The sequence below is a fragment of the Parabacteroides sp. KHUB-03 genome, from assembly GCF_056640975.1.
On the sequence record NZ_CM153257.1, the window covers coordinates 1835592 to 1859187 of the forward strand.

General features: G+C 40.0%; 19 protein-coding genes and 1 riboswitch. Of the genes, 13 read left to right on the top strand and 6 right to left on the bottom strand.

Translation table 11 applies throughout. The features are described 5' to 3' along the window. The first annotated feature begins 29 nt into the window (after positions 1-29). Positions 30-713 carry a response regulator transcription factor gene (locus tag ACYIB7_RS07970; protein WP_480336695.1) on the top strand — a complete coding sequence of 228 codons (684 nt, stop codon included), beginning with the start codon at positions 30-32 and terminating at the stop codon, positions 711-713. Positions 714-725: 12 nt separating this feature from the next. Here the strand turns inward: ACYIB7_RS07970 and ACYIB7_RS07975 are convergent, their stop codons facing one another. Further along, complete coding sequence (locus tag ACYIB7_RS07975) at positions 726-980, bottom strand: TIGR03905 family TSCPD domain-containing protein (protein ID WP_103982441.1); 255 nt, start codon at positions 978-980, stop codon at positions 726-728. An 83-nt stretch (positions 981-1063) separates the two neighbouring features. On the opposite strand from ACYIB7_RS07975, the gene ACYIB7_RS07980 reads away from it, so the two are divergent. Genes ACYIB7_RS07980 through ACYIB7_RS08000 form a run of 5 tightly spaced genes read left to right on the top strand, consistent with a single transcriptional unit; the run spans position 1064 to position 7727 of the window. Further along, entirely contained in the window at positions 1064-2365 is a 1302-nt protein-coding gene (locus ACYIB7_RS07980; protein WP_480336697.1) for a bifunctional folylpolyglutamate synthase/dihydrofolate synthase, read from the top strand. 20 nt (positions 2366-2385) lie between these two features. Next, the gene (locus ACYIB7_RS07985) at positions 2386-3819 is read left to right on the top strand and encodes an MFS transporter (protein ID WP_480336699.1); all 1434 of its coding nucleotides are present in this window, start codon (positions 2386-2388) and stop codon (positions 3817-3819) included. A 19-nt stretch (positions 3820-3838) separates the two neighbouring features. Beyond that, a complete protein-coding gene (gene ispE, locus ACYIB7_RS07990) occupies positions 3839-4648 on the top strand; it encodes a 4-(cytidine 5'-diphospho)-2-C-methyl-D-erythritol kinase (protein ID WP_480336700.1) in 810 nt (269 codons plus the stop codon). Beyond that, complete coding sequence (locus ACYIB7_RS07995) at positions 4645-5223, top strand: class I SAM-dependent methyltransferase (protein WP_480336702.1); 579 nt, start codon at positions 4645-4647, stop codon at positions 5221-5223. Before ispE ends, ACYIB7_RS07995 begins: the two co-directional genes overlap by 4 nt. An 11-nt stretch (positions 5224-5234) precedes the next feature. Further along, positions 5235-7727 (top strand): S9 family peptidase, encoded by a 2493-nt coding sequence (locus tag ACYIB7_RS08000; protein WP_480336704.1) that lies wholly within the window; start codon positions 5235-5237, stop codon positions 7725-7727. A 90-nt stretch (positions 7728-7817) separates the two neighbouring features. Here the strand turns inward: ACYIB7_RS08000 and ACYIB7_RS08005 are convergent, their stop codons facing one another. Continuing rightward, a complete protein-coding gene (locus tag ACYIB7_RS08005; protein ID WP_480336706.1) occupies positions 7818-8819 on the bottom strand; it encodes a malate dehydrogenase in 1002 nt (333 codons plus the stop codon). A 170-nt stretch (positions 8820-8989) separates the two neighbouring features. Between ACYIB7_RS08005 and ACYIB7_RS08010 the strand changes: the two genes are divergently transcribed. Beyond that, positions 8990-10804, top strand: coding sequence for a YgiQ family radical SAM protein (locus ACYIB7_RS08010; protein WP_480336707.1), 1815 nt, complete (start codon positions 8990-8992; stop codon positions 10802-10804). A 901-nt stretch (positions 10805-11705) separates the two neighbouring features. Then, positions 11706-12620 carry an ABC transporter permease gene (locus tag ACYIB7_RS08015; protein ID WP_480336709.1) on the top strand — a complete coding sequence of 305 codons (915 nt, stop codon included), beginning with the start codon at positions 11706-11708 and terminating at the stop codon, positions 12618-12620. Here ACYIB7_RS08015 and ACYIB7_RS08020 read toward each other — a convergent pair. The 4 genes from ACYIB7_RS08020 to rlmB form a co-directional block, all read right to left on the bottom strand. Beyond that, positions 12504-14252: an N-acetylmuramic acid 6-phosphate etherase gene (locus tag ACYIB7_RS08020; protein ID WP_480336710.1), complete on the bottom strand. Its 1749-nt coding sequence runs from the start codon at positions 14250-14252 to the stop codon at positions 12504-12506. The genes ACYIB7_RS08015 and ACYIB7_RS08020 overlap by 117 nt on opposite strands. Before the next feature lie 10 nt (positions 14253-14262). Next, complete coding sequence (locus ACYIB7_RS08025) at positions 14263-16326, bottom strand: hypothetical protein (RefSeq protein ID WP_103982528.1); 2064 nt, start codon at positions 16324-16326, stop codon at positions 14263-14265. 156 nt (positions 16327-16482) lie between these two features. After that, a complete protein-coding gene (locus ACYIB7_RS08030) occupies positions 16483-16863 on the bottom strand; it encodes a RidA family protein (RefSeq protein ID WP_103982452.1) in 381 nt (126 codons plus the stop codon). Between the two features lie 33 nt (positions 16864-16896). Then, positions 16897-17637: a 23S rRNA (guanosine(2251)-2'-O)-methyltransferase RlmB gene (gene rlmB / locus ACYIB7_RS08035; RefSeq protein ID WP_103982453.1), complete on the bottom strand. Its 741-nt coding sequence runs from the start codon at positions 17635-17637 to the stop codon at positions 16897-16899. A gap of 650 nt (positions 17638-18287) precedes the next feature. On the opposite strand from rlmB, the gene ACYIB7_RS08040 reads away from it, so the two are divergent. The 5 genes from ACYIB7_RS08040 (at position 18288) to thiC (ending at position 23591) form a co-directional block, all read left to right on the top strand. Next, a complete protein-coding gene (locus ACYIB7_RS08040; RefSeq protein ID WP_103982454.1) occupies positions 18288-19580 on the top strand; it encodes a BamA/TamA family outer membrane protein in 1293 nt (430 codons plus the stop codon). Positions 19581-19643: 63 nt separating this feature from the next. Further along, a riboswitch (TPP riboswitch) is annotated at positions 19644-19738 on the top strand. Positions 19739-19758: 20 nt separating this feature from the next. Beyond that, on the top strand, positions 19759-20604 hold the full coding sequence (thiD, locus tag ACYIB7_RS08045; protein ID WP_480336713.1) for a bifunctional hydroxymethylpyrimidine kinase/phosphomethylpyrimidine kinase: 846 nt from the start codon (positions 19759-19761) through the stop codon (positions 20602-20604). Next, the gene (locus ACYIB7_RS08050) at positions 20601-21218 is read left to right on the top strand and encodes a thiamine phosphate synthase (protein WP_103982456.1); all 618 of its coding nucleotides are present in this window, start codon (positions 20601-20603) and stop codon (positions 21216-21218) included. Before thiD ends, ACYIB7_RS08050 begins: the two co-directional genes overlap by 4 nt. Further along, complete coding sequence (locus ACYIB7_RS08055; RefSeq protein ID WP_480336715.1) at positions 21200-21877, top strand: thiamine phosphate synthase; 678 nt, start codon at positions 21200-21202, stop codon at positions 21875-21877. The genes ACYIB7_RS08050 and ACYIB7_RS08055 overlap by 19 nt, the downstream gene beginning before the upstream one ends. Positions 21878-21887: 10 nt before the next feature. After that, a complete protein-coding gene (gene thiC / locus ACYIB7_RS08060; RefSeq protein WP_103982458.1) occupies positions 21888-23591 on the top strand; it encodes a phosphomethylpyrimidine synthase ThiC in 1704 nt (567 codons plus the stop codon). Positions 23592-23596 lie beyond the last annotated feature (5 nt).

The following is a 23596-nucleotide window of genomic DNA, read 5'->3' on the forward strand; positions in this document are numbered from 1 at the left end:
ATTTCATTAATCAAAAATAAAACAGGAATATGAACAAGATAAAAGTACTGCTGGTAGAAGACGAGGCTACACTTGCCATGATTATAAAAGACACGCTGGATGGTAAAGAATTTGAAATCATATTAGCTGCCGATGGAGAAGAAGGTATTGCCCGTTACAAGGAAACTAAACCGGATGTTATCGTATCAGACATCATGATGCCTAAAATGGATGGGTTTACGATGGTTCGGGAAATACGAAAGCACGATTGTACAATTCCTGTATTATTCTTGTCTGCCCGTTCTTCGGCAAATGATGTAGTAGAAGGTTTTGAATTAGGGGGAAATGATTATCTAAAGAAGCCTTTCGGCATAGCAGAACTGATCGTACGTATAAAAGCCCTTTTGCATAAAATAACCGTAAAGCAGCCACAAGAGACATATTTCCGTATCGGACAATATGAATTTGACTCTATTACCCAAACTCTTTCTTTCTGTGATGATAAAGAGTTGCTTAGTAACCGGGAGTCGGAAATATTAAAACGGTTGTGTGAAAATATCAATCAAATATTACCAATGAAGGAGGTTCTACTGGACTTATGGGGAGATGATTCGTTTTTCAATTCGCGCAGCCTGCATGTATTTATTACCAAATTAAGGCATAAATTATCTCGCGACCCGTCAATTAAAATATTAAATGTACGCGGAATAGGATATAAAATGATTATAAACTAACGATATAATGGTTCAAATACACTTTTTTAAAGCCTGTGCCAGTTGGTCCGGACAGGATGTACCGCGTCCATGACAGTCTATCCCTTCCATTCGATTGATTGCTTCATTTACATTCATTCCCACAAGCAGGGCAGATATCCCTTGGGCATTACCATGGCAACCACCTATAATTTGTACATTGGTTATTACATCGCCCTGGACATCAATTAGCATCATCTTTGAGCAAACATCCCCCTGAGGCGCGTACACAACACGTTGTTGTTCCATTTCCTTTTATTCTTCATTTTTATTAACAGCAGGCAAAGGTAAAATAAAATTGACTACTTTTGCACAATACAAATCACAAAAACATGACATACGAAGATACATTACACTATTTGTATACCAGTATTCCGGTATTCCAGCACAGCGGTGCTTCTGCTTATAAACCGGGTCTTGGAACAAGTATAGCTCTTGATAATTACTTAGGAAATCCACATAAATCATACCGGACGATTCATGTGGCAGGAACAAATGGCAAAGGCTCGGTCTGTCACGTGCTGGCTGCTATTTTACAGCAATCAGGATATAAAGTAGGTTTGTATACCTCCCCTCATTTGGTAGATTTCAGGGAACGTATCCGAGTCGATGGAAAAAAAATATCTAAAGAATATGTAACCGGTTTTGTTGAACGCCACCGCCCCTTTTTCGAATCTCTCCATCCTTCATTTTTTGAACTTACATCCTCTATCGCATTTGATTATTTCCGTAATGAAAAGGTCGATTATGCCATTATCGAAGTTGGTATGGGAGGACGACTGGATAGTACTAATATAATATCTCCTGTCTTAAGTATTATAACGAATATCAGCCTTGATCATACCCGGTTTCTGGGTGATACAGTAGAGAAGATCGCTGCAGAAAAAGCAGGGATCATTAAGACTGGGATTCCTGTTTTAATCGGAGAAGGATTAGATTCTTCCGTGGCAGAAGTATTCAGAGAAACAGCCCGCAAACAAAATTCACCCATTTACTTTTCTCAAAGTGTGGAATTAATAAATAATGCGATACGGACAGAAGATGGCTGGGAGATTGATTCATTGGAATTCGGGAAACTGCACGGAGAATTGGGCGGTTTCTCGCAATGCAAAAATAACCGTACAATATTGGCGGCACTCAGTCTTTTAACCCGTTCCGGTATAAACATTCCGATAGAAGCAATCCGGGAGGGTTTTAGCCATGTAACGACATTAACCGGGCTAATGGGGCGTTGGCAAAAGTTGCAAGACAAACCGAAAGTCATCTGTGATACAGGACATAATATAGGAGGTTGGAACTATTTGAGTTCTCAATTGGAAGGCATAGCCAAACATTATAAAAATCTTTACATGATAATAGGTATGGTAAACGATAAAGACGTAGACGGAGTATTATCCATGATGCCTAAAGAGGCTAACTACTTTTTTACACAAGCATCTGTAGAACGTGCAATGCCGGCACAGGAATTTGCTTTGAAAGCATCCATACACGGCTTATCTGGTATTACTTGCAAGACCGTTCGGGAAGCTGTGGAAAAAGCTTTAAAAAAGGCTGGCAAAGATGACCTGGTTTTTATTGGAGGCAGCACCTTTATCGTTGCCGATGCTATTCCCCTATTTCAAACAAACGAATAACTTAATTCATATCAAATATTATGACACAACAGATTCAAAGAAAACTAAGTGAGTCTAAAACGGCCCGCTGGAGCGTCTTGGCGCTTGTGGCATTCACCATGCTTTGCGGATATTTTATTACGGACATGATGGCTCCACTCCAAGATTTACTTCAAACGCCTGTAGGTGGAGGCGGTTTAGGATGGTCAGGAGATGATTATGGTAAATTTACCAGTGCATACGGATGGTTTAATGTATTTTTCCTTATGTTGATATTCGGGGGAATGATCCTTGACAAAATGGGTGTACGTTTTACCGGCCTTATGGCAACCTGTATTATGATTGTTGGTGTATTCATTAAATGGTTTGGTATCTCACATAATTTCGACGGTGCGACAGTAACTATTTTGGGAACAGAATGGGGATATACATTACTGGTAGCTTCACTGGGATATGCAATATTTGGTGTTGGAGTGGAAATTGCCGGTATCACCGTTTCCAAGATTATTGTAAAATGGTTTAAAGGTAAAGAAATGGCTCTTGCCATGGGATTGGAGATGGCTTGTGCACGTATCGGAACAGGGTTGGCCATAGGTGTTACTCCATTGTTATGTAAAGCATTCAACAACTCTATCAGCATGCCGATTTTAATCGGATTAATATTATTATGTATAGGTCTGTTGTCGTTCATCGTATTTGTGGTAATGGATAAACGCCGCGACGAAGAACTGGAAAATACGGAAGAAGAAGCCGAAGAGCCGTTCCGTTTCTCAGACATCTTTTCCATTATTTCAATGAAAGGATTCTGGTACGTAGCTCTTTTATGCGTACTATTTTATTCTGCCGTATTCCCATTTTTGAAATATGCTCCGAGTTTAATGATCAATAAGTTTGGTATCGATCCTGAATGGTCTGGTGTGATTCCCGCTTTATTACCATTCGGAAATATTCTGCTTACTCCGTTTTTCGGTAACCTGTATGACCGTAAAGGAAAAGGCGCTACAATTATGATTGTTGGTGCAATCATGTTGGTATTCATACACTTCATGTTCTCTATTCCTGCATTAAACAACTGGGTTATCGCACTCGGACTGATTCTTTTGTTGGGAATTGCTTTCTCCCTGGTACCATCGGCTATGTGGCCTTCTGTTCCGAAAATCATCCCCGAAAATAAACTGGGTACGGCTTATGCTCTGATATTCTGGGTACAAAACTGGGGATTGATGGGAGTTCCGTATCTTATCGGCAAAGTCCTTGATAAATATTGTATTACCGGATATGTAAATAAAAAACCGACATACGATTACACTATTCCGATGATGATATTTACTTGTTTCGGTATCTTAGCCCTTATGATTGCATTATTATTGAAGCGTGAAGACAGGATCAAAGGTTACGGATTGGAATTACCCAATATTAAAAAACCGGAAGAAGAAGCTAAAATCATTGCAGAAGAAATGATTGCAGAACCATAATACAAAAATATCAATAAATATGATTTGTTTTCCGAATGCCAAAATAAACCTGGGACTGAATATTGTAAGTAAACGTCCGGACGGTTATCATAATATTGAAACCGTATTTTATCCGGTTCCTGTAAAGGATGCCCTGGAAATAGTAATAGCCAAAACCTTTTCTTTTCATCAAACCGGTATTCCTGTTGATGCTCCAGTTAAAAAAAATCTGGTTGTTAAGGCTTTGAATATATTAAAGGGAAAGTATGAAATTCCACCACTGGAAGTTCATTTGCTAAAAGCCATTCCTTTTGGTGCAGGATTGGGCGGAGGTTCTGCCGATGCCGCTTTTATGCTGAAGCTGATCAATGATTTTTGCAAATTAAATATACAGGATGATGAGTTAGAAAGAATAGCTTCACATATTGGTGCCGATTGTCCGTTTTTCATTCGTAATACACCTGTGTTTGCGAATGGAACAGGTAATCAGTTTGAACATGTATCTCTTTCATTAAAAGGATACTATTTATGCCTGGTAAAGCCGGAAGTGGCAGTATCAACCCCCGAAGCCTATTCGTTGGTTACTCCTGCGGAACCTGATATTTCATTAAAAGAGATTATCAAACAACCTGTGTCCGAATGGAGAAATAGCATGAAAAATGATTTTGAAGGCAGTGTGTTTCCAAAATATCCGGCAATAGAGAAAATCAAACAAACTTTGTATGCCAGGGGGGCTGTTTATGCTTCTATGTCCGGCTCCGGTTCATCTGTATTCGGATTATTCGAATCTCCAACGGATTTAAAGGAATACTTTAAGGACTGCTATATTTGGGAAGGAGCAATGGAATGAATGAAATAGCAAGCTTTTTTGATTCCTTAGCCGATCGTTGGGATGAACTTTGTACGCATGATGCGGATAAGATTAACACGATACTGGAACAAACCACTCTGCACAAAGGCTTACGTATTCTGGATATAGGATGCGGGACGGGTGTACTCGAAAAGTATCTCCTTCCCTATTCTCCCGCTAGTATTGTAGCTATAGATATTTCCGGACAAATGATTGAAATGGCGAAAAGCAAATATGCAACTTCAATTGTAGACTTCCGCCATGCAAATGTATTGGATATGAAGGAAGAATTGTTTGATTATATCATTGCTTATAGCGTTTTTCCTCATTTTGAACACCAGCAAAAAACAATTTCTCATTTGGCAGACCTTCTTGTTCCGGATGGAGAGCTTGTTATTTGCCATAGTGAAGGACGTAATAAGATAAACAGTCATCATAACAAGCATGCCGGCAAATTGTCTTTCGGTTTACCAGCAGCAAAAGAATTGGCGGATTGGATGCAACCTTATTTCACTATACACTCTATATACGATTCCGATGACTATTATTTGGTAAGCGGTTTACGCAAATTGTAAATATAATATATATGAAAAAAAGAACTTATTTAATTCCGGTATTATTGTTTGCTGCACTAACACTTCAGGCAGCCACCAATATAAAGGTAATGCAATACAAATATGCCGGCCCTATTGTGGTAAACAAACCGTTTATGGTTGACACCGTAAATGTAAACGGGAAGCCGTTTGAAGCAAAAAATCTACTTAAATCCACACTGCCGTTCGATCGGGCATTGTCTTCTCCCGAAATACTTCAGGCAGACACAGCCGGGTCTGTTTCTTTCCCGGCCTCGCAAAAAGGATATGCCCTTCATCTGTTTTCTTTCTTTTTAAATAGTGACAGATATGTGAAAGGTACACTAGAAGTAACAGGCAACGGCGCCTTTGACGTATATGTCAATAACAAATCTGTAGGGTCTACTTCTGAACTGGTCATGGAGCCGCGCCGTTATGAAATTGTTATTAAATACCTGACTGCAGAAACTGATACATGCAAACCTTCTTTTAAAACAATATTTAAAAGTAAGGAAGATGCAGTAGTTACAGCTTCGTTAAACCCTGAAAAGCGTTATACATTGAACAATATAATGGAAGGTCAGGATTTCAGGGGAATAGGTGTTTCACCTAACGGTAAATACGCTTTGGTAAAGTATGTAAATCGTTTCCCTGAAGGCAAAAGCGAATCATATACGCAGTTAATGGATGCTTCAACCGGACGCATATTGTTGCAGGATAACGGTTTTCTTACCAATGCCCGTTGGATGCCTGAGAGCAATTTATTCTATTATACGCGCAAAGGTCTGCAAGGTAAAGAGCTTGTAACCGTGGACCCGGCAACAATGAAAGAAAATATTCTGGTAAATGATCTGCCGGACGGACATTTTATAGTTGCTCCGAATGAAGCATCTCTCTTTTTTACTATCGAAGAACAGGGGCCTAAAGAAGGTAACGAATTGATCCGCGTGTTGGAACCCAGAGATCGTTTGCCTGGTTTCCGCGACCGTTCGTTTATCTGGCGGTATGATCTTCACACGGGGCTTTATGAACAACTGACTTTTGGTTACCAAAGTACGTATATTAATGACATAAGTGCCGACAGCCGTTATCTGCTGTTCAGTGTCAACGATAATGTATATACATCTTTGCCTCACGGACGTAATTCATTATATAGAATGGATTTGCAAACAATGGCAATTGATACCATCTGGGAAAAAAAACCTTATGTTAATCAGGCGGCTTTTTCTCCTGACGGAAAACAGCTTTTGGTGGCCGGTTCCGGTGATGCATTCGAAGGTATAGGCTTAAATATCAAAGAAGGGCAATTGTCGAATGATTATGACGGGCAACTTTTCCTTTATAACTTGGCCAATCATAAAGCAACTCCCTTAACAAAAGAATTTAATCCTAATGTAATAGATGCAGTATGGAATCGTTATGACGGACAAATCTATATCCAGGCAGAAGACCAGGATTTCCAGCGCCTTTTTTCTTGTAATCCGGCTAATGGAAAAATCAAACAGATTGCTTTAACCGAAGATATTATTACAGGCTATTCATTGGCTGATAACGCTCCTGTATTGTTCTTCTATGGACAAAGCGTTTCTAATGCAAACCGCCTCTATACTTATGATCTGAAAGGCGGAAAGAGCCGTTTGGTTTACGATCTTTCTTCCGATAAACTGAAAGACATTGCATTGGGTGAAGTGCATGACTGGAATTTTACATCAACTGACGGAACTACCATTCAAGGACGTTATTACTTGCCTCCCCATTTCGATCCCGGCAAGAAATATCCAATGATCGTTTACTATTATGGAGGTACATCGCCCACAAACCGTATGTTGGAAATGCGCTATTCAATGCACATGTATGCAGCTTTGGGTTATGTTGTCTATACGCTAAATCCTAGTGGTACTACTGGTTTCGGACAAGAATTTGCTGCCCGCCACGTTAATGCCTGGGGCATAAAAACGGCCGATGAAATTATTCAGGGAACAAAAGAGTTTTGTAAACAGCACGCTTTCGTGAATGAAAAGAAAATAGGCTGTATTGGTGCCAGCTATGGAGGCTTTATGACACAGTATTTACAGACCAAGACAACTATCTTTGCTGCAGCTGTCAGCCATGCAGGTATTAGTGCATTAAGCAGTTATTGGGGTGAAGGTTACTGGGGATTTGGCTATTGTTCCGTAGCTAACAAAGGTACTTATCCATGGAATAATCCGGAATTTTTCACAAAACAAAGTCCGTTATTTAATGCAGACAAGATAAATACCCCCCTTTTACTTTTGCATGGTAACGCTGATACAAACGTTCCTGTCGGGGAAAGCATTCAGATGTTTGCTGCCCTTAAACTACTGGGCAAAACAGTAGAGTTTGTTCAGGTAGACGGAGAGAACCACGGCATTGTAGGCTACAGCAAACGTATAGGATGGCAAAATACTATCTTTGCCTGGTTTGCCAAATGGCTGAAAGATGAACCGGAATGGTGGGCAGCTATGTATCCGGAAAGGAAATTATAACTTTCCGCATGAAATAAAAAACAATCCTGTCAGTCAGATGAGACCGGCAGGATTGTAATGCAATGTGAAGTATATTATAAGAAAAACGTATTACTTAATATTCGGGTTTAATGCATGCCATTCCGATACCGGAGGCAAAACTCCCATAGCAATTACTTCATCACGCAAAGCACAAAGATGTTCGTAGCTTTTTGCCAGAGCCGCATCTTCTTCCGGAGTTCCCTTGACATCTTTCAATGCAACACCATCCTTTGTTATAGATGTTTCCCAAGCCATCATAATGTGATCGAACTTGCCGTTTGACACGTATGCTCCGGCAGGCCAACGGAATGGTTTGCCACCCATAGCTGCCGCAATCATTTCAATTGAAACATAAGACGGGCTCTGAAAAGAAGAACGACCGCGCAAAACAATAATATTTGCACCACCTTTAGTCACTTTTGCCTGGATTTCTGTCCACTGGTCTTTTGTCAAATCGGCAGTACCGATAATATCGGTTAGTTTCTTACCGTTTACTTCTGCTGTAGACGCATAAACAGCCATTTGTTCGCCATGACCTCCATAGGTACGGCAATTGTTAACCAAATCCATAGAAATACCAAAATGTTTGGCCAGTTCGCTACGCAGACGGGTACTGTCCAAAGCAGCTAAAGTGGTAACCTGTGACGGCTTTAAACCGGAATATAATAACGTAATTAACCCTGTAATATCAGCAGGATTGAAAATTACAACAATATGTTTAACATCCGGACAATATTTCTTTACATTCTTACCGAATTCTTCTGCGATAGCAGCATTACCTTTCAACAAATCTTCACGTGTCATACCGGCTTTACGGGCAGCGCCACCTGAGTTTACAATATATTTAGCTCCGGTTAAAGCTTCTTTTATATCAGAGGTAAATGTAATATTAACACCTTCAAAACCACAGTGGAACAATTCTTCGGCAACGCCCTCCAATCCAGGAGCGTAGGGATCATATAAGCAAAGGTTTGAAGTTAATCCCATCATAATGGCTGTCTGTGCCATGTTTGAACCAATCATACCTGCAGCACCTACAATGGTGAGTTTTTCGTCTGTTAGCGTCTTCATAAGATCTGATTTTAAATTATATATTAATAACTGTTTATTTGCCTGCTATTTTCTTTCCGGCAACAAATGTAAAGATTCTAAATCATGTATACCAATCATAAAAATGAATACTCCATAAGCAGAAGTTATAACCATGATCAGATATAACTACAATTTAGTACCTTTGCATCATGAAAACATTTAAACCGGACGCATGGTTGCCAACAACCAAAAAAGAAGTTGAATTGCGAGGATGGGATTATGTGGATGTAATCTTATTCAGTGGAGATGCCTATGTGGACCATCCTTCTTTTGGTGCTGCCGTTATAGGGCGGATATTAGAAGCCGAAGGACTGCGTGTAGCTATTGTTCCGCAACCGGATTGGCGTGGCGACTACAGAGATTTCAGGAAACTGGGTACTCCCCGCCTCTTTTTCGGCGTATCAGCCGGAGCGATGGATTCAATGATTAACCATTATACGGCGAATAAGCGTTTACGCAGCGATGATGCTTATACACCAGACCGCCGGGCTGGAATGAGACCGGACTATCCGAGTATTGTCTATACAAAAATATTAAAAGAGTTATATCCCGATATTCCTGTCGTATTAGGTAGTATAGAGGCTTCTTTGCGTCGGCTTACGCATTATGACTATTGGCAAGATAAACTGAGGCCGGGCATTTTGGCCGACAGTCCTGCTGATTTATTGATATATGGAATGGGTGAAAAACCAATAAGGGAATTAGTTCGCCGCCTGCAAGCCGGGGAATCATTCCATTCTATAAAAGATATCCGTCAAACCGTTTATTTGTCGGATAAGGCAGAACTACAGCCTGGTGATATAGAACTTTATTCGCACGAAGAGTGTCTGCGTGATAAATTAAAACAGGCAAAAAATTTTAAACATATTGAAGAAGAATCAAATAAATACAACGCATCCCGTATTTTACAGGCTGTCGGGAAAAAGACCATTGTTGTAAATCCTCCTTTCCCACCAATGACGGAAGAAGAGTTGGATGCTTCGTTCGATCTTCCTTATACGCGTCTTCCCCATCCTAAATACAAAGGAAAAATAATCCCGGCTTTCGAGATGATTAAATTCTCGGTGAATGTGCATCGGGGTTGTTTCGGGGGATGTGCTTTCTGTACTATATCTGCCCATCAGGGCAAATTTATTTCTTCACGAAGTAAAGAGTCCATACTGAAAGAAGTGAAAGCGATAACGGAAATGCCCGGCTTTAAAGGTTATTTGAGCGATCTGGGCGGTCCGTCGGCCAATATGTACCGTATGAAAGGCAAAGACGAGAAAATATGCAGCCAATGTAAAAAACCGTCCTGCATATTCCCTGTCGTATGTAAAAACCTGAATGCCGACCATACGCCTTTACTGGAAATATATAAAGCCGTGGACAGTTTGCCGGAAATCAAACGTTCTTTTATAGGAAGCGGGGTACGTTATGATTTGCTTTTACATCGTTATACGGATGAAGACTTAAACCGGTCTGCACAGACTTATACGGAAGAATTAATTGCCCGTCATGTTTCCGGTCGTTTAAAGGTGGCACCAGAGCACACACAAGACGAAGTACTTAAACAAATGCGCAAACCGTCTTTCCAATTGTTCGGACAGTTTAAAAAGATATTTGACAAGGTAAATCAAAGACAGGGCTTAAAACAACAGCTTATACCCTATTTTATATCCAGCCATCCGGGTTGTACGGAAACAGATATGGCCGAACTGGCAGTTTTAACAAAAGGATTACATTTTCAGTTGGAGCAGGTGCAGGACTTTACTCCTACTCCTATGACGCTGGCTACCGAGATGTATTACACCGGCTATCATCCTTATACGCTGGAGAAAATCTTTACGGCACGCAGTAAAGAACAAAAACTGGCACAACGACAATTCTTTTTCTGGTACAAACCTGAGTTTCGCCGGCAAATAACTCAAGCATTGCAAAAACTGGGAAGAAAGGATTTAATTAATAAACTGTTCGGCAGATAAGTTTTTCCTTGTCTGCTTTTCATTTAATTCGGATACCTACCCTATTCAGTTCAGTTGCCTACCCAAATACTGTCATATATGGGTCTCAATAAAAGGTCGTTTAAGGGTTCACTTTGTCACCTTCTGTCACTATCTTCGGGGGGTGTTTCAAAATCCGAAAAATTATCCACAGATTTCATTTTAACACTTCCGCGAACACTTTTCCTAATGCCTGAATAAGCAATTTATTGCATACAGACAATATAGAATTTCCAGAAAAGGGTTTGGCTAAAGCCAATACAGATATATCCCCTTTTAGTCCGTCCGCTGAAGCAGACGGCAATTGAAACCAGGCTAAAGCCATAAAAGAGCAGGCTCTATCGGCCATCCCAAAAGAAAGCTCTGCTTTCTCACTTCCGGCATCAGCGGCTGGACGTCAAACGCAGGTAAAAGACGTAGCGACGAAACCAGCGGCTGTCTGAGCGAAGCGAGTTCCGCTGGTTAAGCAAAGTCTTTTGCCGGAGTAGCCCGGACGGTGCAGCCTTGACCTTTTGGTTACTTTTGGGTCAAGCCAAAAGTAATAAAAAAGTGTTCGCCGGAAGCACTAAAGCGTTGCAGATACAATCCCGTAATAACAGAACAATAATATATTTATCAGTAATTTACACCCGATACCAGATCGTTTTGCAATTTAGGAATAAGCCCCGAAGATAGTGACAGAAGGTGACAAAGTGGAGGGTATATTATACTGTTTTTCCCGGTACGAATAACAGTCTTGCCGGTCGTGGGTTATCATGTACAAATTATATTCTTTATCCAGTTTGTTAATTCAATACTTTTATTATATATTGTCGCCTTGTTTGCTTTAAATCGGTCTGGTATATCTCTGGAATTTTATTTCAAATAATTTTAAACAGACTTTATGGTAATACTATATTTAAAAATCGCATTCCGCAATTTATGGAAATATAAAACACAATCGCTTACCGGCATTCTGAGTTTAGCTTTTGCACTAGCCTGTTTTGTCCCGGCTCTTTACTGGATGCGCTATGAGACTTCCTACGACAGTTTCTATCCTGGTTCGGATCATATTTACCGCATTTATTCAGTGGATAAACAGTCGGGCAAAGTAAACGAACTGGTTTCGGGTATTTTAGAGAGAAAACTGCAAGATCAGTTTCCGGCAATGCAAGCTTCGAGCGTTTTCTTTGTCGAGCAAAATAATTGCAGTTCGGAAAAAATGCCGTACATCCGGTTGCATACGATCTTTGCGGACAATACTTTTTTCAGTGTTTTTCCTCAGGCTGTTATCTGTGGTAATCCACAACCGCTACAAATTACAAATAATATAGTCCTTTCGGAAACGGTGGCCGTACGTATGTTTGGAGATGCGGAAAAAGCTATTGGAAAACAAATAAAGAGTACCTTACTTGATTGGCATCCACCCTATACAGTTACCGCAGTTGTGAAAGATCCTCCGCCAAATACGAATCTTCCGTTTGATGCGATACTATATATCGAGGATTTACAAAAACAGAAATCTTTCATTGAAAGTTCTGTGAAACAGATATGGTCATTTGCTACTTTGCAAATGTATGTAAAGCTTCCTCCATATACAGATGTTGATGGGTTGGCCGGACAACTGCGTAATTTTCCGTTACAGTTAGACGCAAACACCAAAATAGAACTGCAAATGATGCCAGTGAGCGATGTTCGCTATCTACATCTCGACCTTTTTCGCCAACGCATCCGCGAATCTGCTTTTTATCACATCATTCAATCTGTAATTATGGATTTCCAGTTGCCGCATAGCTTCTTCTTCCGACATATGGAATAAGATGTGTAATATTTTCTTTGCCCGCTTAATGAGCTTATTATTGATACATTCCACTTCCGTCATATAACTTCCATATACTTTGCCTAGTCGTATCATTGCGATGGTAGAGATGAAGTTAAGTACTTTCTTTGTGGCTGTACCGGCTTTCATCCGGGTAGAGCCTGCAATAACCTCATTACCGGTATGCAAGGCTATAACTTTATCGCTAAACGGAACAGACACAACCTCTTTTTCCTGTATAAAGACCGTATAAGCACCAATAGTCTTTGCATAAGCTAATGCGGATTGGACAAAGTATGCACTTCCACTAACAGATATGCCAATAACAACATCCTTTTCCGAAACGTTTGCCAATATCATTTCGGGTACGCAACTGGCATCTTCTTCAAAATTTGTCTCGATGTCAATAGCAGCATCAGCTACTCCTCCGGCAATTAATGTAAGAACACGTTCACGTGGGAAACCAAAAGTACAAGCTATTTCCACCGTATCGACAGCAGCCAATCGTCCGCTCGTTCCGGCACCTACGTATATAAGACGTCCACCGTTGTTCAGGCGTTCTGCTATTACGTCTGCCACTTCTGCAATATCCGATAATGACTCAGACAAGGCTGTTCCGGCCTCCTGCTCGGTTTTCCATAAAAGGGATGCTAAATCTGCTGTGTCCATTTTATGCAATTGAAGAGAAGGATCATACGGCTCTTCTGTAACAAGATTTTTATATTCGGGAATGCATCGTAATGATTGGGCGTATTGTTCTCCCACCGCAATTAATAATGCACCCAGTAAAGGTAATTCATTTGCTTCCTGCACTAAACGGACTTCTATAATATCTCCGGTCAAAACCGGAGATGCCTGTAATCTTGTTGTAATCTGTTCAGCCAAAGGATAACCTGCTGCTTGTACCGCATGGGCCAACCCGCCTCCTATCAGTATGAGATCTGTCCGGAACAGATAATAGGTCGTCCGTATTATTTGTACCAAACGTTCCAGATATTCATCTGTTTTTTCTTTATATGCAGCCTCTTTAAAAACTGCAACCAAATTATTATCAGGATGCACGGATGCAAGCAAAGATGCACTGGCCAGTTGATCATAACTGCCATCGGGTGTTTCTATACTACCCAATAACGGTTGGCTATAAGAAGGAGTCCATCTGCGTCCGTTTCTCCAAAGGGAGAATCCTAATCCTGTACCGATAGGCATTATGCCAACAGTACGATAGCCTTCAAGATATCCGGCTACGGATGCTCCTACCGCAGCAGCATCCGCATCATTTGATAACACAACAGGTACCTGATATTTATCTTTCAGCCATTCAATCCATTTATTATTTTTCAACGGAGCCAGATGATCTGCAGAAAACAAGACCCGGGTTCCTGCATAATCTACTATTCCGGCAGTGGAAATCCCAATAGCACATACTTCACAATCAGGGCACACTAAAATATCCATCAATTCCTGAAGAGCTTCAATAAAGTCATCAACAGTCTTATCCGTTCCCAGACGACTTTTTACCCTTTTTATTTCTTTAGGATCGATCTTGTACTCTTTTATGCACTTCATATAAGGTACGGCAAGACCTTTTATCCAGGAGCCTCCAATATCCAAAGTTAAATATATGCGTTTCATATACTGTATTTTATTCCATCATCCACATTGCTTCTTTCATTTCCTTTGAGACATCTATGCTTTGTGTAAAGTCCCAATACGACCGGTCCTTTTCAACTAAAACCTGTGTGCCGACAATCCAGCTCTGGATCCATCCCGTAAGTGTAGACCATGCTCCCCATCCTGCATCGGCATTTGAAGCCCAATAATCCCAACGGTTATAGTCGAAAGCACGCATCCATGCTCCGTCCAGATCTTTATGGTTCTTGCTTTTTACCTGAATACGGATTAAAAAGTCCGACAGCTTCAGAAGTGCTTCCTTGTATTGAGGATTTCCGGTTGCATGTGCAGCTTCGTTTAAAGCGAAGAAAGCAAAGTTGCATGTGTATAGCATATCTGCTACAGGGTCGCCGTTTTTTGCAATCAGAGGAGCTTCATGCAATCCATAGTCGCTATTAGATTTAGCACCGCCAAACATTCCGGTAGAACTACTGCCTAACTCTTCACGAATGGCACCACATTCTACCTGGTTCTTTAATACTTCCTGTACTATTGTATCTAGCCAAGCCCGGTGCTCCGGTGTATCTTCTACCTGAACCAGCCACGCTAATGGCAATACCATACGTGCACGTTCCTGCTGAATGCCGTTTGTCCATCCCCATTTATCAGGATAAGACTCCATTGTAATACGAATGCCTGATTTTGCTTTTTCCAACAAAGGCTTATATCCGGTTTTGTCGTATAACCACAGATAACAAGCCCACATCCACGATTCGAAATGGGGATGCGGATTGGTGTAGTCGCGTTCGCCATAATATTTCCAACCTTTTTCCAATATATCCGGCTCTTCTAACCGTCCTCCCTGGAAACCTTGCTTGCTGCATATCCTTAAATTTGCAAGTATACATTCTACCACAAACTTATTCCAACGTTCGTTTTTCAGATAAGCCGAAGCCCCTATTACGCCTAACAAAGAACGGGCATTATCATCATTATAGAATACATACGGATGTGTTTCAGACCAGCCTAAAAGGCCATAAGACGGACTGTTTTTATCTGCACGCGGACCTTTCCTGAAGTTCGCTTCATAAAACATATAATCCATCAGATGTTCTGAAGTTCTTTCATATTTTTTGTCATTCAGCAGATTGCCGGCAGAAGCCAGTAAAAAGGCGACTTCTCCTTGTACGTCATTTCGTAACCAATAACGATATTGTTCTGTACCATCATAATAAATAGTAGAAGCATGTCCTTCCAGAATACCGTCGGAACCATTACCCACCAGTTCGCAGGGAGGAACCGGAGGACCAACAGGCATTAGCCCGTCACCTTGTATTTCCTGTGCACGGGCTTTCCACGACGGATGTATAAAAAAGCGTCCGTTATACAGCCACTCGGTGCCTTTACGTATAGAAACAGCACGGGCATCAGCCGGCAATATAGCATCTTCGGAATAAGATGGTTGCGGGTCAGACTCCCACTTTGACAGAGTTATATTTTTTTTGTTAGCAACCCAGGATAGTATTTGCTCCCATACGGATTTCCATGAAGCGTTAGGAGCATATCGGGCAGTTTTAAAATTAGACAGGCACGACATTGCTATCATCGTATTTTTTTCCTTGAATAAAAGGGGAAAAACTTCCGTATCTGTCAAACCGTACTGTGCAATATCGAACCCTGCAACTTTTGCATACGAAATATAAGGATCTTTTACTGCCGCTTTATATATGTGGCAATCATTTAATGCCAACAAGCTCATTGGTTTTAACGTAGAAAAGAATTTGGAAGAAATAACACCCCGTTCCAATTTACCTGCATAAATATCTTTTGTTATCTGCACACCTGGATAATCATTGATAAACTCCACATATAACCTTAATTGCTTCTGTTTAGCCAGCTTATAAAGATCCTGGTTGATAACTGTTGGTTGATTGGGATATTCTGTTGCGGTTATAATAACACCGCTTCCTTTTGTTGCTTCTTCTATTGCTTGGGCAGGAGTGTCAAAACGTTTTACATTAAACGTTTCTTTAGTAAGTAACTGAAAAAGATCATTGTCCGCATGAGCACATATATTTATAGCAGTTTGCGCCATTACGTTGTGGCTTAAAAAGGCTAGTAAAAAAACAAGTATGTATGGTAATAATTTGTGGTTATTTGATTTCATTCTAACTGTTATTTTGCGGTTTATTCTAAAATGAACAGAGGGAATACATCCAGATTGTCTTGAAGCACTCCCTCTAAATTATAATTAAGCCTTAACGGCAATTACTTCTATTTCTACCAGACCATTTTTAGGTAAGGTTTTAACGGCAACGGCTGAACGTGCAGGAAAAGAGCCATCGAACTGCGAAGCATACACTTCGTTCATTGCTGCAAAATCTCCCATATCTGCTAAAAACACGGTAGTCTTAACCACATCATTAATGCTATAACCGGCCTCTGCCAGGATAGCGTGAACATTTTTAAATGCCTGAAAAGTTTGTTCTTTTACTCCTCCTTCTACAAAGTTTCCCGTAGCAGGGTCAATGCCTAACTGTCCTGAAGCAAACAGCATATTTCCTACCTGTATAGCCTGGCTATAAGGGCCTATAGCTGCCGGTGCTTTAGTTGTTGCAATAACTTTTTTCATTGTATATATATATTTAGAATAAATAGTTCTCTCCTATTCTTTCATTCGTTGACGTACCACTTCGTATATCAGTATAGAGGATGCTACAGATACATTTAGGGATCCTATAGTTCCAAACTGAGGGATTTTTATCATGCTATCGCAAATACGGAGGTTCTCCATTGAAACACCTGTATCTTCGGCTCCCATTACAATTGCGACAGGGCCTTCATAGTGTATATCAGTATAATTTTCTGTTGCTTTTTCACTGGCAGCATAAACTTTGACGCCGCTTTCCTGTAAAAAACGGATTGATTGGTTTATACTTTTTTCCTTACATACGGGTAAAACATGTAAGGCTCCAGCCGAAGTCTTTATCGCATCGGCATTCACTGTAACACTACCTTTCGCAGGAATAACAATCGCATCAACACCTGCACATTCGCATGTGCGGGCTATAGCTCCGAAATTACGTACATCAGTCACACCATCCAATAATACTATGAAAGGATTTTTTCCTTGTTCGTATAAGAATGGAATTATATCTTCGAGCTTTTGATAGGTTATGGCAGACATAAACGCAATCACACCCTGGTGATTCTTACGGGTCAAACGATCCAAACGCTCAGCCGGAACACGTTGTACTGCAATATCACGTCCTTTTAATACTCCAAACAGTTCACGGGAAAGATCGCTTTGTAATTCTCGTTTTACTAATATTTTATCAATTTCTTTGTCTGCCTGTATAGCTTCGATTACGGCACGTATGCCAAAAACCATTTCGTTCTCTTTCATGTATTATATTCTTAATTGAATATCAAATGTTTATTGGTTCAAGTTGTATAATATTTCACAACGTTGTGCAAATATACAAAGAATACACTAACTTTTATTACTCTTTGAAAGTTATATATCCGAAACTATTTCTACCATTGCTTCACACCAACTCGAATCGTTATTACAAAAAGAACAAAGTATCCTTAATAAAATATCAGAGACATTATTAACAACCCACTCTTTAAAATTCTCTTCTCTCCGCATCCGTTCAGGCCACTGGATTTACGTCTTGCGGAAAATTATTATTTAAACAGATTTCCATAATTAATAATTGCTATTTGTCTTTTATAAAGGATAAGTAAGCACTCCAATTATGTATCAGGACTGTCGTATTATGACTTTTGTAATTTATAGTTATGATTTTCTAATACCATAACTATAAATTACAAAAGTCATAACTATGAATGGGTAACTAATATATCCGGGGTTATAACCTCTGCTATAATTACAGGTATATATGTTACAATTATTCCATATCTGTAAATTATTATATACAGGTATGGGATAATGACAAAGTTCTGTGTCCCCACTTTGTTATTAAATATTTAAACTAATAAAGATATCATTCCTATTTTGTATTTTTGCAGCTCAAAATAAAAAGACAGTAAATGTTTTACAAAGGATTTCTCATTTTTGCAGGAATAATCGGGATGATATCTTTGCAATCGTTATATGCGCAACAGGGGATAAATTCGTCTCAATCTTCCGTCAGCAATATTTCAGCAACCTCACAAGACACAATCATTGCCCCTCCGTCACCTGAACCTCTTATGATAGATGGTAAGCCAATGAATGAGAAGCAACGTAACCGTTACTATAAACAGTTGCGTAAAGATTCCATACGTGCAAAGAAAAATGTCTGGTGGTCTATACTTGGCGGCCCGTCATATACACCTGAAGCGTCATTAGGTGTGGGTGGAGCTGTATTGGCAAGCTTCAGATTAAATAAGAATGATACAATTTCACAACGTTCTTTTATTCCGGCCGGATTCAATATTACATTAAACGGGACAATGGTGTTTGCCGGTGCAGGTACTCTATTTTTTAATGAGAATAAGTTCCGTATTTATATTAGTTACGGATATAGAAATGAGCCGTCCCATTACTTTGGCAAAGGTTATGAAAACATAGAACACACTGAAAAAAGCGATTCTACCACCAAGTTCCATAAAAGCTATTTCCAGCTTTATCCCCGCTTTGTATGGGAAATCAAACCCCATTTATATACAGGTGCTTTATTTGATATCAATTATACGAAATCTACAGACATTAATCCGGTTATGCAGGCGGATCCTTATTTTCAGAAATTCAAACTGAAATATGTTAACATAGGTCTTGGCGGTTTAATACAATATGATACCCGGAATGATGTTGCAACCCCTAGTTCCGGTATGTTACTTAGTGGTATAGCCAGGGTATACAGCAAATACTTCGGAGGTGCATACAATTATGGAATGTTTGATCTGGAATATCGTCAATTCCAGCAGGTTTTTCGTCCCCGAAGTACTTTAGCATGGGTTGCACGCTCATTGATAAGTGTGGGTGATATTCCGTTTACCGAGTTACCGTCATTCGGTTCTCCTTTTGATTTACGTGGTTATTACTGGGGGAAATACCGTGATAAGACAATGGCTTATGCCATACTTGAATATCGTCACATGTTCGGTAGTGTAGAAAAATACAAAAGCGGAAACTTTTGGGCAAAATGTGGTTTCGTGGGATGGATAGGAACAGGTACTATAGGAAATGCTCCTGTTGTAGATTGGAGTAAATGGAAATTTAACTACGGAGTTGGTCTTCGTATACAGATGCAACCGGGGAAGAATTTCCGGCTGGATGTAGGTAAAGATCCGAACCAAAAAGGTATGGCCGTTTATATGAATATGACAGAAGCGTTCTAAAAAGGACACTTTCTTAAATTTAACACTTCTTTTTTGTAATATTCTTTAATCTTTATACCTTTGTATTACATAAAGGGGTGCCAAACTGTATGGGCTGAGATCATACCCTCGAACCTGATACGGGTAATGCCGTCGTAGGAAAGCACAGAGGCTTTTTCCCTCCTTTTTGATAAGAAAAATGGATAGAAACAATATTTTTCGTTATCCAACAGCACTAACTATCGCAGGATCCGATAGTGGTGGTGGAGCAGGAATACAAGCAGATTTGAAAACATTTTCTGCATTGGGTGTATTTGGAATATCGGTTATCACTGCAATAACAGCACAGAATACACAAACTGTTTACGGAATACAAGCCGTTACTCCCGATTTATTGAAAAAACAGATAGATGCCGTTTTTCTGGACTTCACAATAGATGCTGTCAAAATAGGTATGCTTCATAATAAAGAAGCCATCCATATTGTTGCAGAATCAATAAAAATCTTTGCTCCCGCTTATACAATATTAGATCCTGTTATGATTTCAACAAGTGGGAAGAAGCTTTTGGAAGATAATGCAATACATGTACTTATCGATGAATTATTTCCTAACGTAGCCTTGGTTACTCCCAATGTTGATGAAGCAGCATATTTATCCGGTATCAATATTAAAGATGAAAAGGATATGGAAAAAGCTGCCCGTTGTTTACAAGAGATGGGATGTCGCTCAGTTCTTATAAAAGGCGGGCATCTGGCCGGTATAACGACAAAGGATATTCTTATCATGCCGGATTTGGCTCCAATACATCTTGAAGTTCAAACAGTTCATACGAATAATACACATGGTACCGGTTGTACCTTGTCATCGGCCATAGCTGCATATTTAGCTCTTGGCAATAATTTACAGGAATCTGTACGTATGGCAAAAATATACATTACGAACGCTTTAGCAGAAGGAGCTGATGTCTGTGTCGGTAATGGACATGGTGCAACGAATCACTTCTTTTCTCCGGTGCCTTTACAGAAAATAAAATTACACGGATGAAAAAATTGTTTGTTATAACAACACCATATTTCTTCTGTGGCGAAGGAGAAATCCTTTCCAATCTGTTTAGGGAAGGAATGGGATGTTTGCATCTCAGGAAACCGCATTGTAGCCGATCTGCATTAGAGAAGTTGATCTTGGAAATACCTTCTCAATATTACTCACATATTGTTTTACACGATCAATTTGGACTGGTTGCAAACGGTAATCCTTATCATTTTAAAGGAATCCATCTAAATAGAAGAAACAATACTATTCCCAACGGATTTTCGGGAAGCATAAGTTGTTCATGCCATAGTTTGCAGGAAATATCAGAGAATGCAAAATTTGATTACCGGTTTCTCAGCCCTATTTTTCAAAGTATATCCAAGCAAGGTTACGGAAATGGCTTTCCTTTAGACATACTATGGCAAGCATCAAAAACAGGTCTGATTAATGAGAAAGTAATTGCACTGGGAGGCATTGACATTTCCACTATACCGCAGCTCAAAGATATAGCTTTCGGAGGCGTAGCAGTATTAGGAGCATTATGGGGCCAATCTCCTTCTGAAAAAGAAGTAAATAATATTATAAAACGATTCAAATCATTAGAATTATGTCTGGCTATTCATTGATAAAAAATACAAACCGTCTGATGCTCATTACAAATTGTTCCGGCAAATATACAGAATTGGATCAGGCTAAAATGTTTTATGAAGGCGGAGGAACTTGGTTGCAACTCCGTATGAAAGATAAATTTGACATAGAAATTGCCAGGGCAATTTCCCAACTTAAAATATCGGATCCCGAATATATCTTTTGTATGAATGATAATCTGGAGATGGCTATGGAAAGTCACGCCAGGGCTATTCATTTGGGTAAACAGGATATGCCTTTATCTGAAGCCCGGCAAATTTTAGATAGCTGTCATTGGAGCCTTATTTCTCATATAGGCGCTACTGCCAATACTTTGGAAGACATATTGCATGCAGATAAAGAAGGGGCTTCATATATAGGATTGGGGCCTTATCGTTATACAGAAACGAAAAAGAAATTAAGTCCTATTTTAGGTCTGGAAGGGTATCGTAAAATAATAAATGAGTGCAGAGAATCCGGATGTATGATTCCTATTGTCGCTGTAGGCGGTATCCGTTTAGAAGATGTTGGTCCTTTATTTGATGCAGGTGTCGATGGAATTGCCGTATCAGGATCTATTGTTAATGCTCCGGATCCTATAGAATCGACCCGGAAATTCTTATCTGAGATAAAAAAATATTGCGGAGATAAATATTAAACTTAAATATATGGCAACAAAGAAAAACATGCGTGTATCTTATCCTTCTTCTGAGAAAATATATATTCCGGGAGAGATTAATAAAATTAAGGTAGGTATGCGTAAAATCAAGCTGTTAGATACCGTGACGATAGACGATAACGGCGAAAAGATATGCAAGAAGAATAATCCGGTGATTGTTTATGACACAAGCGGTCCTTATTCGGATTCCAAAATATCAATTGATATTAATGCCGGTCTTCCCCGTATTCGTGAAGACTGGTATGAACGTCGCCGTGACTTAATCCAGTTAAGTGAGCTTACCTCAGAATATGGCCGTGAAAGATTAGAAAACCAAACACTCGACTCAATCCGTTTTCCCAAGCGCCATTTGCCCTATCGAGCCAAAGAAGGGAAAAATATCACTCAGATGTATTATGCCAAACGACGCATCATAACACCGGAAATGGAATATGTTGCCATTCGCGAAAACCAACAGATTGAAGCATTGGGACTGAAATCATATATAACACCGGATTTTGTTCGTAAAGAAATAGCAGCCGGACGTGCCATTATTCCGGCCAATATTAATCACCCGGAAGCAGAACCAATGATTATTGGTAAAAAATTTCTTGTCAAAATCAATACAAATATCGGCAATTCGGCTCTTTCATCCGGTATAGATGAAGAGATAGAGAAAGCTGTCTGGAGCTGCAAATGGGGTGGCGATACTTTGATGGATCTTTCCACCGGAGACAACATCCATGAAACACGTGAATGGATTATTCGAAACTGTCCGGTACCAATGGGAACCGTGCCTATTTACCAGGCATTAGAAAAAGTAAACGGATGTGTAGAAAATCTGACCTGGGAAATTTACCGCGACACTCTAATAGAACAGGCAGAACAAGGTGTAGACTATTTTACAATTCATGCAGGTTTATTAAAAAAACACATAGAATTGACGCAGACGCGTCTGACCGGAATTGTTTCACGAGGCGGTTCAATTATGGCCAAATGGATGCAGATTCATAATGAAGAGAATTTTCTTTACACTCATTTCTCTGAGATATGCGAAATATTAAAAGCTTATGACGTTGCCGTATCTATAGGAGACGGTTTACGGCCTGGCTCTATTTACGATGCCAACGACGCTGCTCAATTTGCCGAATTGCATACAATGGGAGAATTGACACAAGTAGCCTGGGATCAATTCGTGCAAGTTATTATTGAAGGACCGGGACATGTGCCGATGAATAAAATACACGAAAATATGAAAGAGCAACAATATGCCTGTCATGGTGCACCTTTTTACACACTAGGCCCTTTAACGACCGATATCGCTCCAGGTTACGATCATATAACTTCTGCCATCGGTGGTGCACAGATTGCTTGGCACGGCACAGCTATGATTTGTTATGTTACTCCTAAAGAGCATCTGGGATTGCCAAATAAAGAAGATGTGCGCAACGGTGTTATTGCATATAAAATTGCTGCACATGCAGCTGATTTGGCAAAGGGACATCCTGGCGCACAAGTGCGTGACAATGCTTTAAGTAAAGCCCGTTTCGATTTCCGTTGGAAAGACCAGTTCAATCTGGCCCTTGATCCGGAGCGTGCATTGCAGTACTATAAAGAAAGTGCTGTAACTGATGGAGAGTATTGTACGATGTGTGGTCCTAATTTCTGTGCTATGAGGATTAGCAAGGATGTACATAGCAAATGCAAGGATTAATCTTT

What these genes read in the sequence shown, in the direction of transcription:
- ACYIB7_RS07970 (WP_480336695.1), top strand. Translation starts at nt 30, where the DNA reads ATGAACAAGATAAAAGTACTGCTGGTAGAAGACGAGGCTACACTTGCC.
- ACYIB7_RS07975 (WP_103982441.1), bottom strand. Translation starts at nt 980, where the DNA reads ATGGAACAACAACGTGTTGTGTACGCGCCTCAGGGGGATGTTTGCTCA.
- ACYIB7_RS07980 (WP_480336697.1), top strand. Translation starts at nt 1,064, where the DNA reads ATGACATACGAAGATACATTACACTATTTGTATACCAGTATTCCGGTA.
- ACYIB7_RS07985 (WP_480336699.1), top strand. Translation starts at nt 2,386, where the DNA reads ATGACACAACAGATTCAAAGAAAACTAAGTGAGTCTAAAACGGCCCGC.
- ispE (WP_480336700.1), top strand. Translation starts at nt 3,839, where the DNA reads ATGATTTGTTTTCCGAATGCCAAAATAAACCTGGGACTGAATATTGTA.
- ACYIB7_RS07995 (WP_480336702.1), top strand. Translation starts at nt 4,645, where the DNA reads ATGAATGAAATAGCAAGCTTTTTTGATTCCTTAGCCGATCGTTGGGAT.
- ACYIB7_RS08000 (WP_480336704.1), top strand. Translation starts at nt 5,235, where the DNA reads ATGAAAAAAAGAACTTATTTAATTCCGGTATTATTGTTTGCTGCACTA.
- ACYIB7_RS08005 (WP_480336706.1), bottom strand. Translation starts at nt 8,819, where the DNA reads ATGAAGACGCTAACAGACGAAAAACTCACCATTGTAGGTGCTGCAGGT.
- ACYIB7_RS08010 (WP_480336707.1), top strand. Translation starts at nt 8,990, where the DNA reads ATGAAAACATTTAAACCGGACGCATGGTTGCCAACAACCAAAAAAGAA.
- ACYIB7_RS08015 (WP_480336709.1), top strand. Translation starts at nt 11,706, where the DNA reads ATGGTAATACTATATTTAAAAATCGCATTCCGCAATTTATGGAAATAT.
- ACYIB7_RS08020 (WP_480336710.1), bottom strand. Translation starts at nt 14,252, where the DNA reads ATGAAACGCATATATTTAACTTTGGATATTGGAGGCTCCTGGATAAAA.
- ACYIB7_RS08025 (WP_103982528.1), bottom strand. Translation starts at nt 16,326, where the DNA reads ATGGCGCAAACTGCTATAAATATATGTGCTCATGCGGACAATGATCTT.
- ACYIB7_RS08030 (WP_103982452.1), bottom strand. Translation starts at nt 16,863, where the DNA reads ATGAAAAAAGTTATTGCAACAACTAAAGCACCGGCAGCTATAGGCCCT.
- rlmB (WP_103982453.1), bottom strand. Translation starts at nt 17,637, where the DNA reads ATGAAAGAGAACGAAATGGTTTTTGGCATACGTGCCGTAATCGAAGCT.
- ACYIB7_RS08040 (WP_103982454.1), top strand. Translation starts at nt 18,288, where the DNA reads ATGTTTTACAAAGGATTTCTCATTTTTGCAGGAATAATCGGGATGATA.
- thiD (WP_480336713.1), top strand. Translation starts at nt 19,759, where the DNA reads ATGGATAGAAACAATATTTTTCGTTATCCAACAGCACTAACTATCGCA.
- ACYIB7_RS08050 (WP_103982456.1), top strand. Translation starts at nt 20,601, where the DNA reads ATGAAAAAATTGTTTGTTATAACAACACCATATTTCTTCTGTGGCGAA.
- ACYIB7_RS08055 (WP_480336715.1), top strand. Translation starts at nt 21,200, where the DNA reads ATGTCTGGCTATTCATTGATAAAAAATACAAACCGTCTGATGCTCATT.
- thiC (WP_103982458.1), top strand. Translation starts at nt 21,888, where the DNA reads ATGGCAACAAAGAAAAACATGCGTGTATCTTATCCTTCTTCTGAGAAA.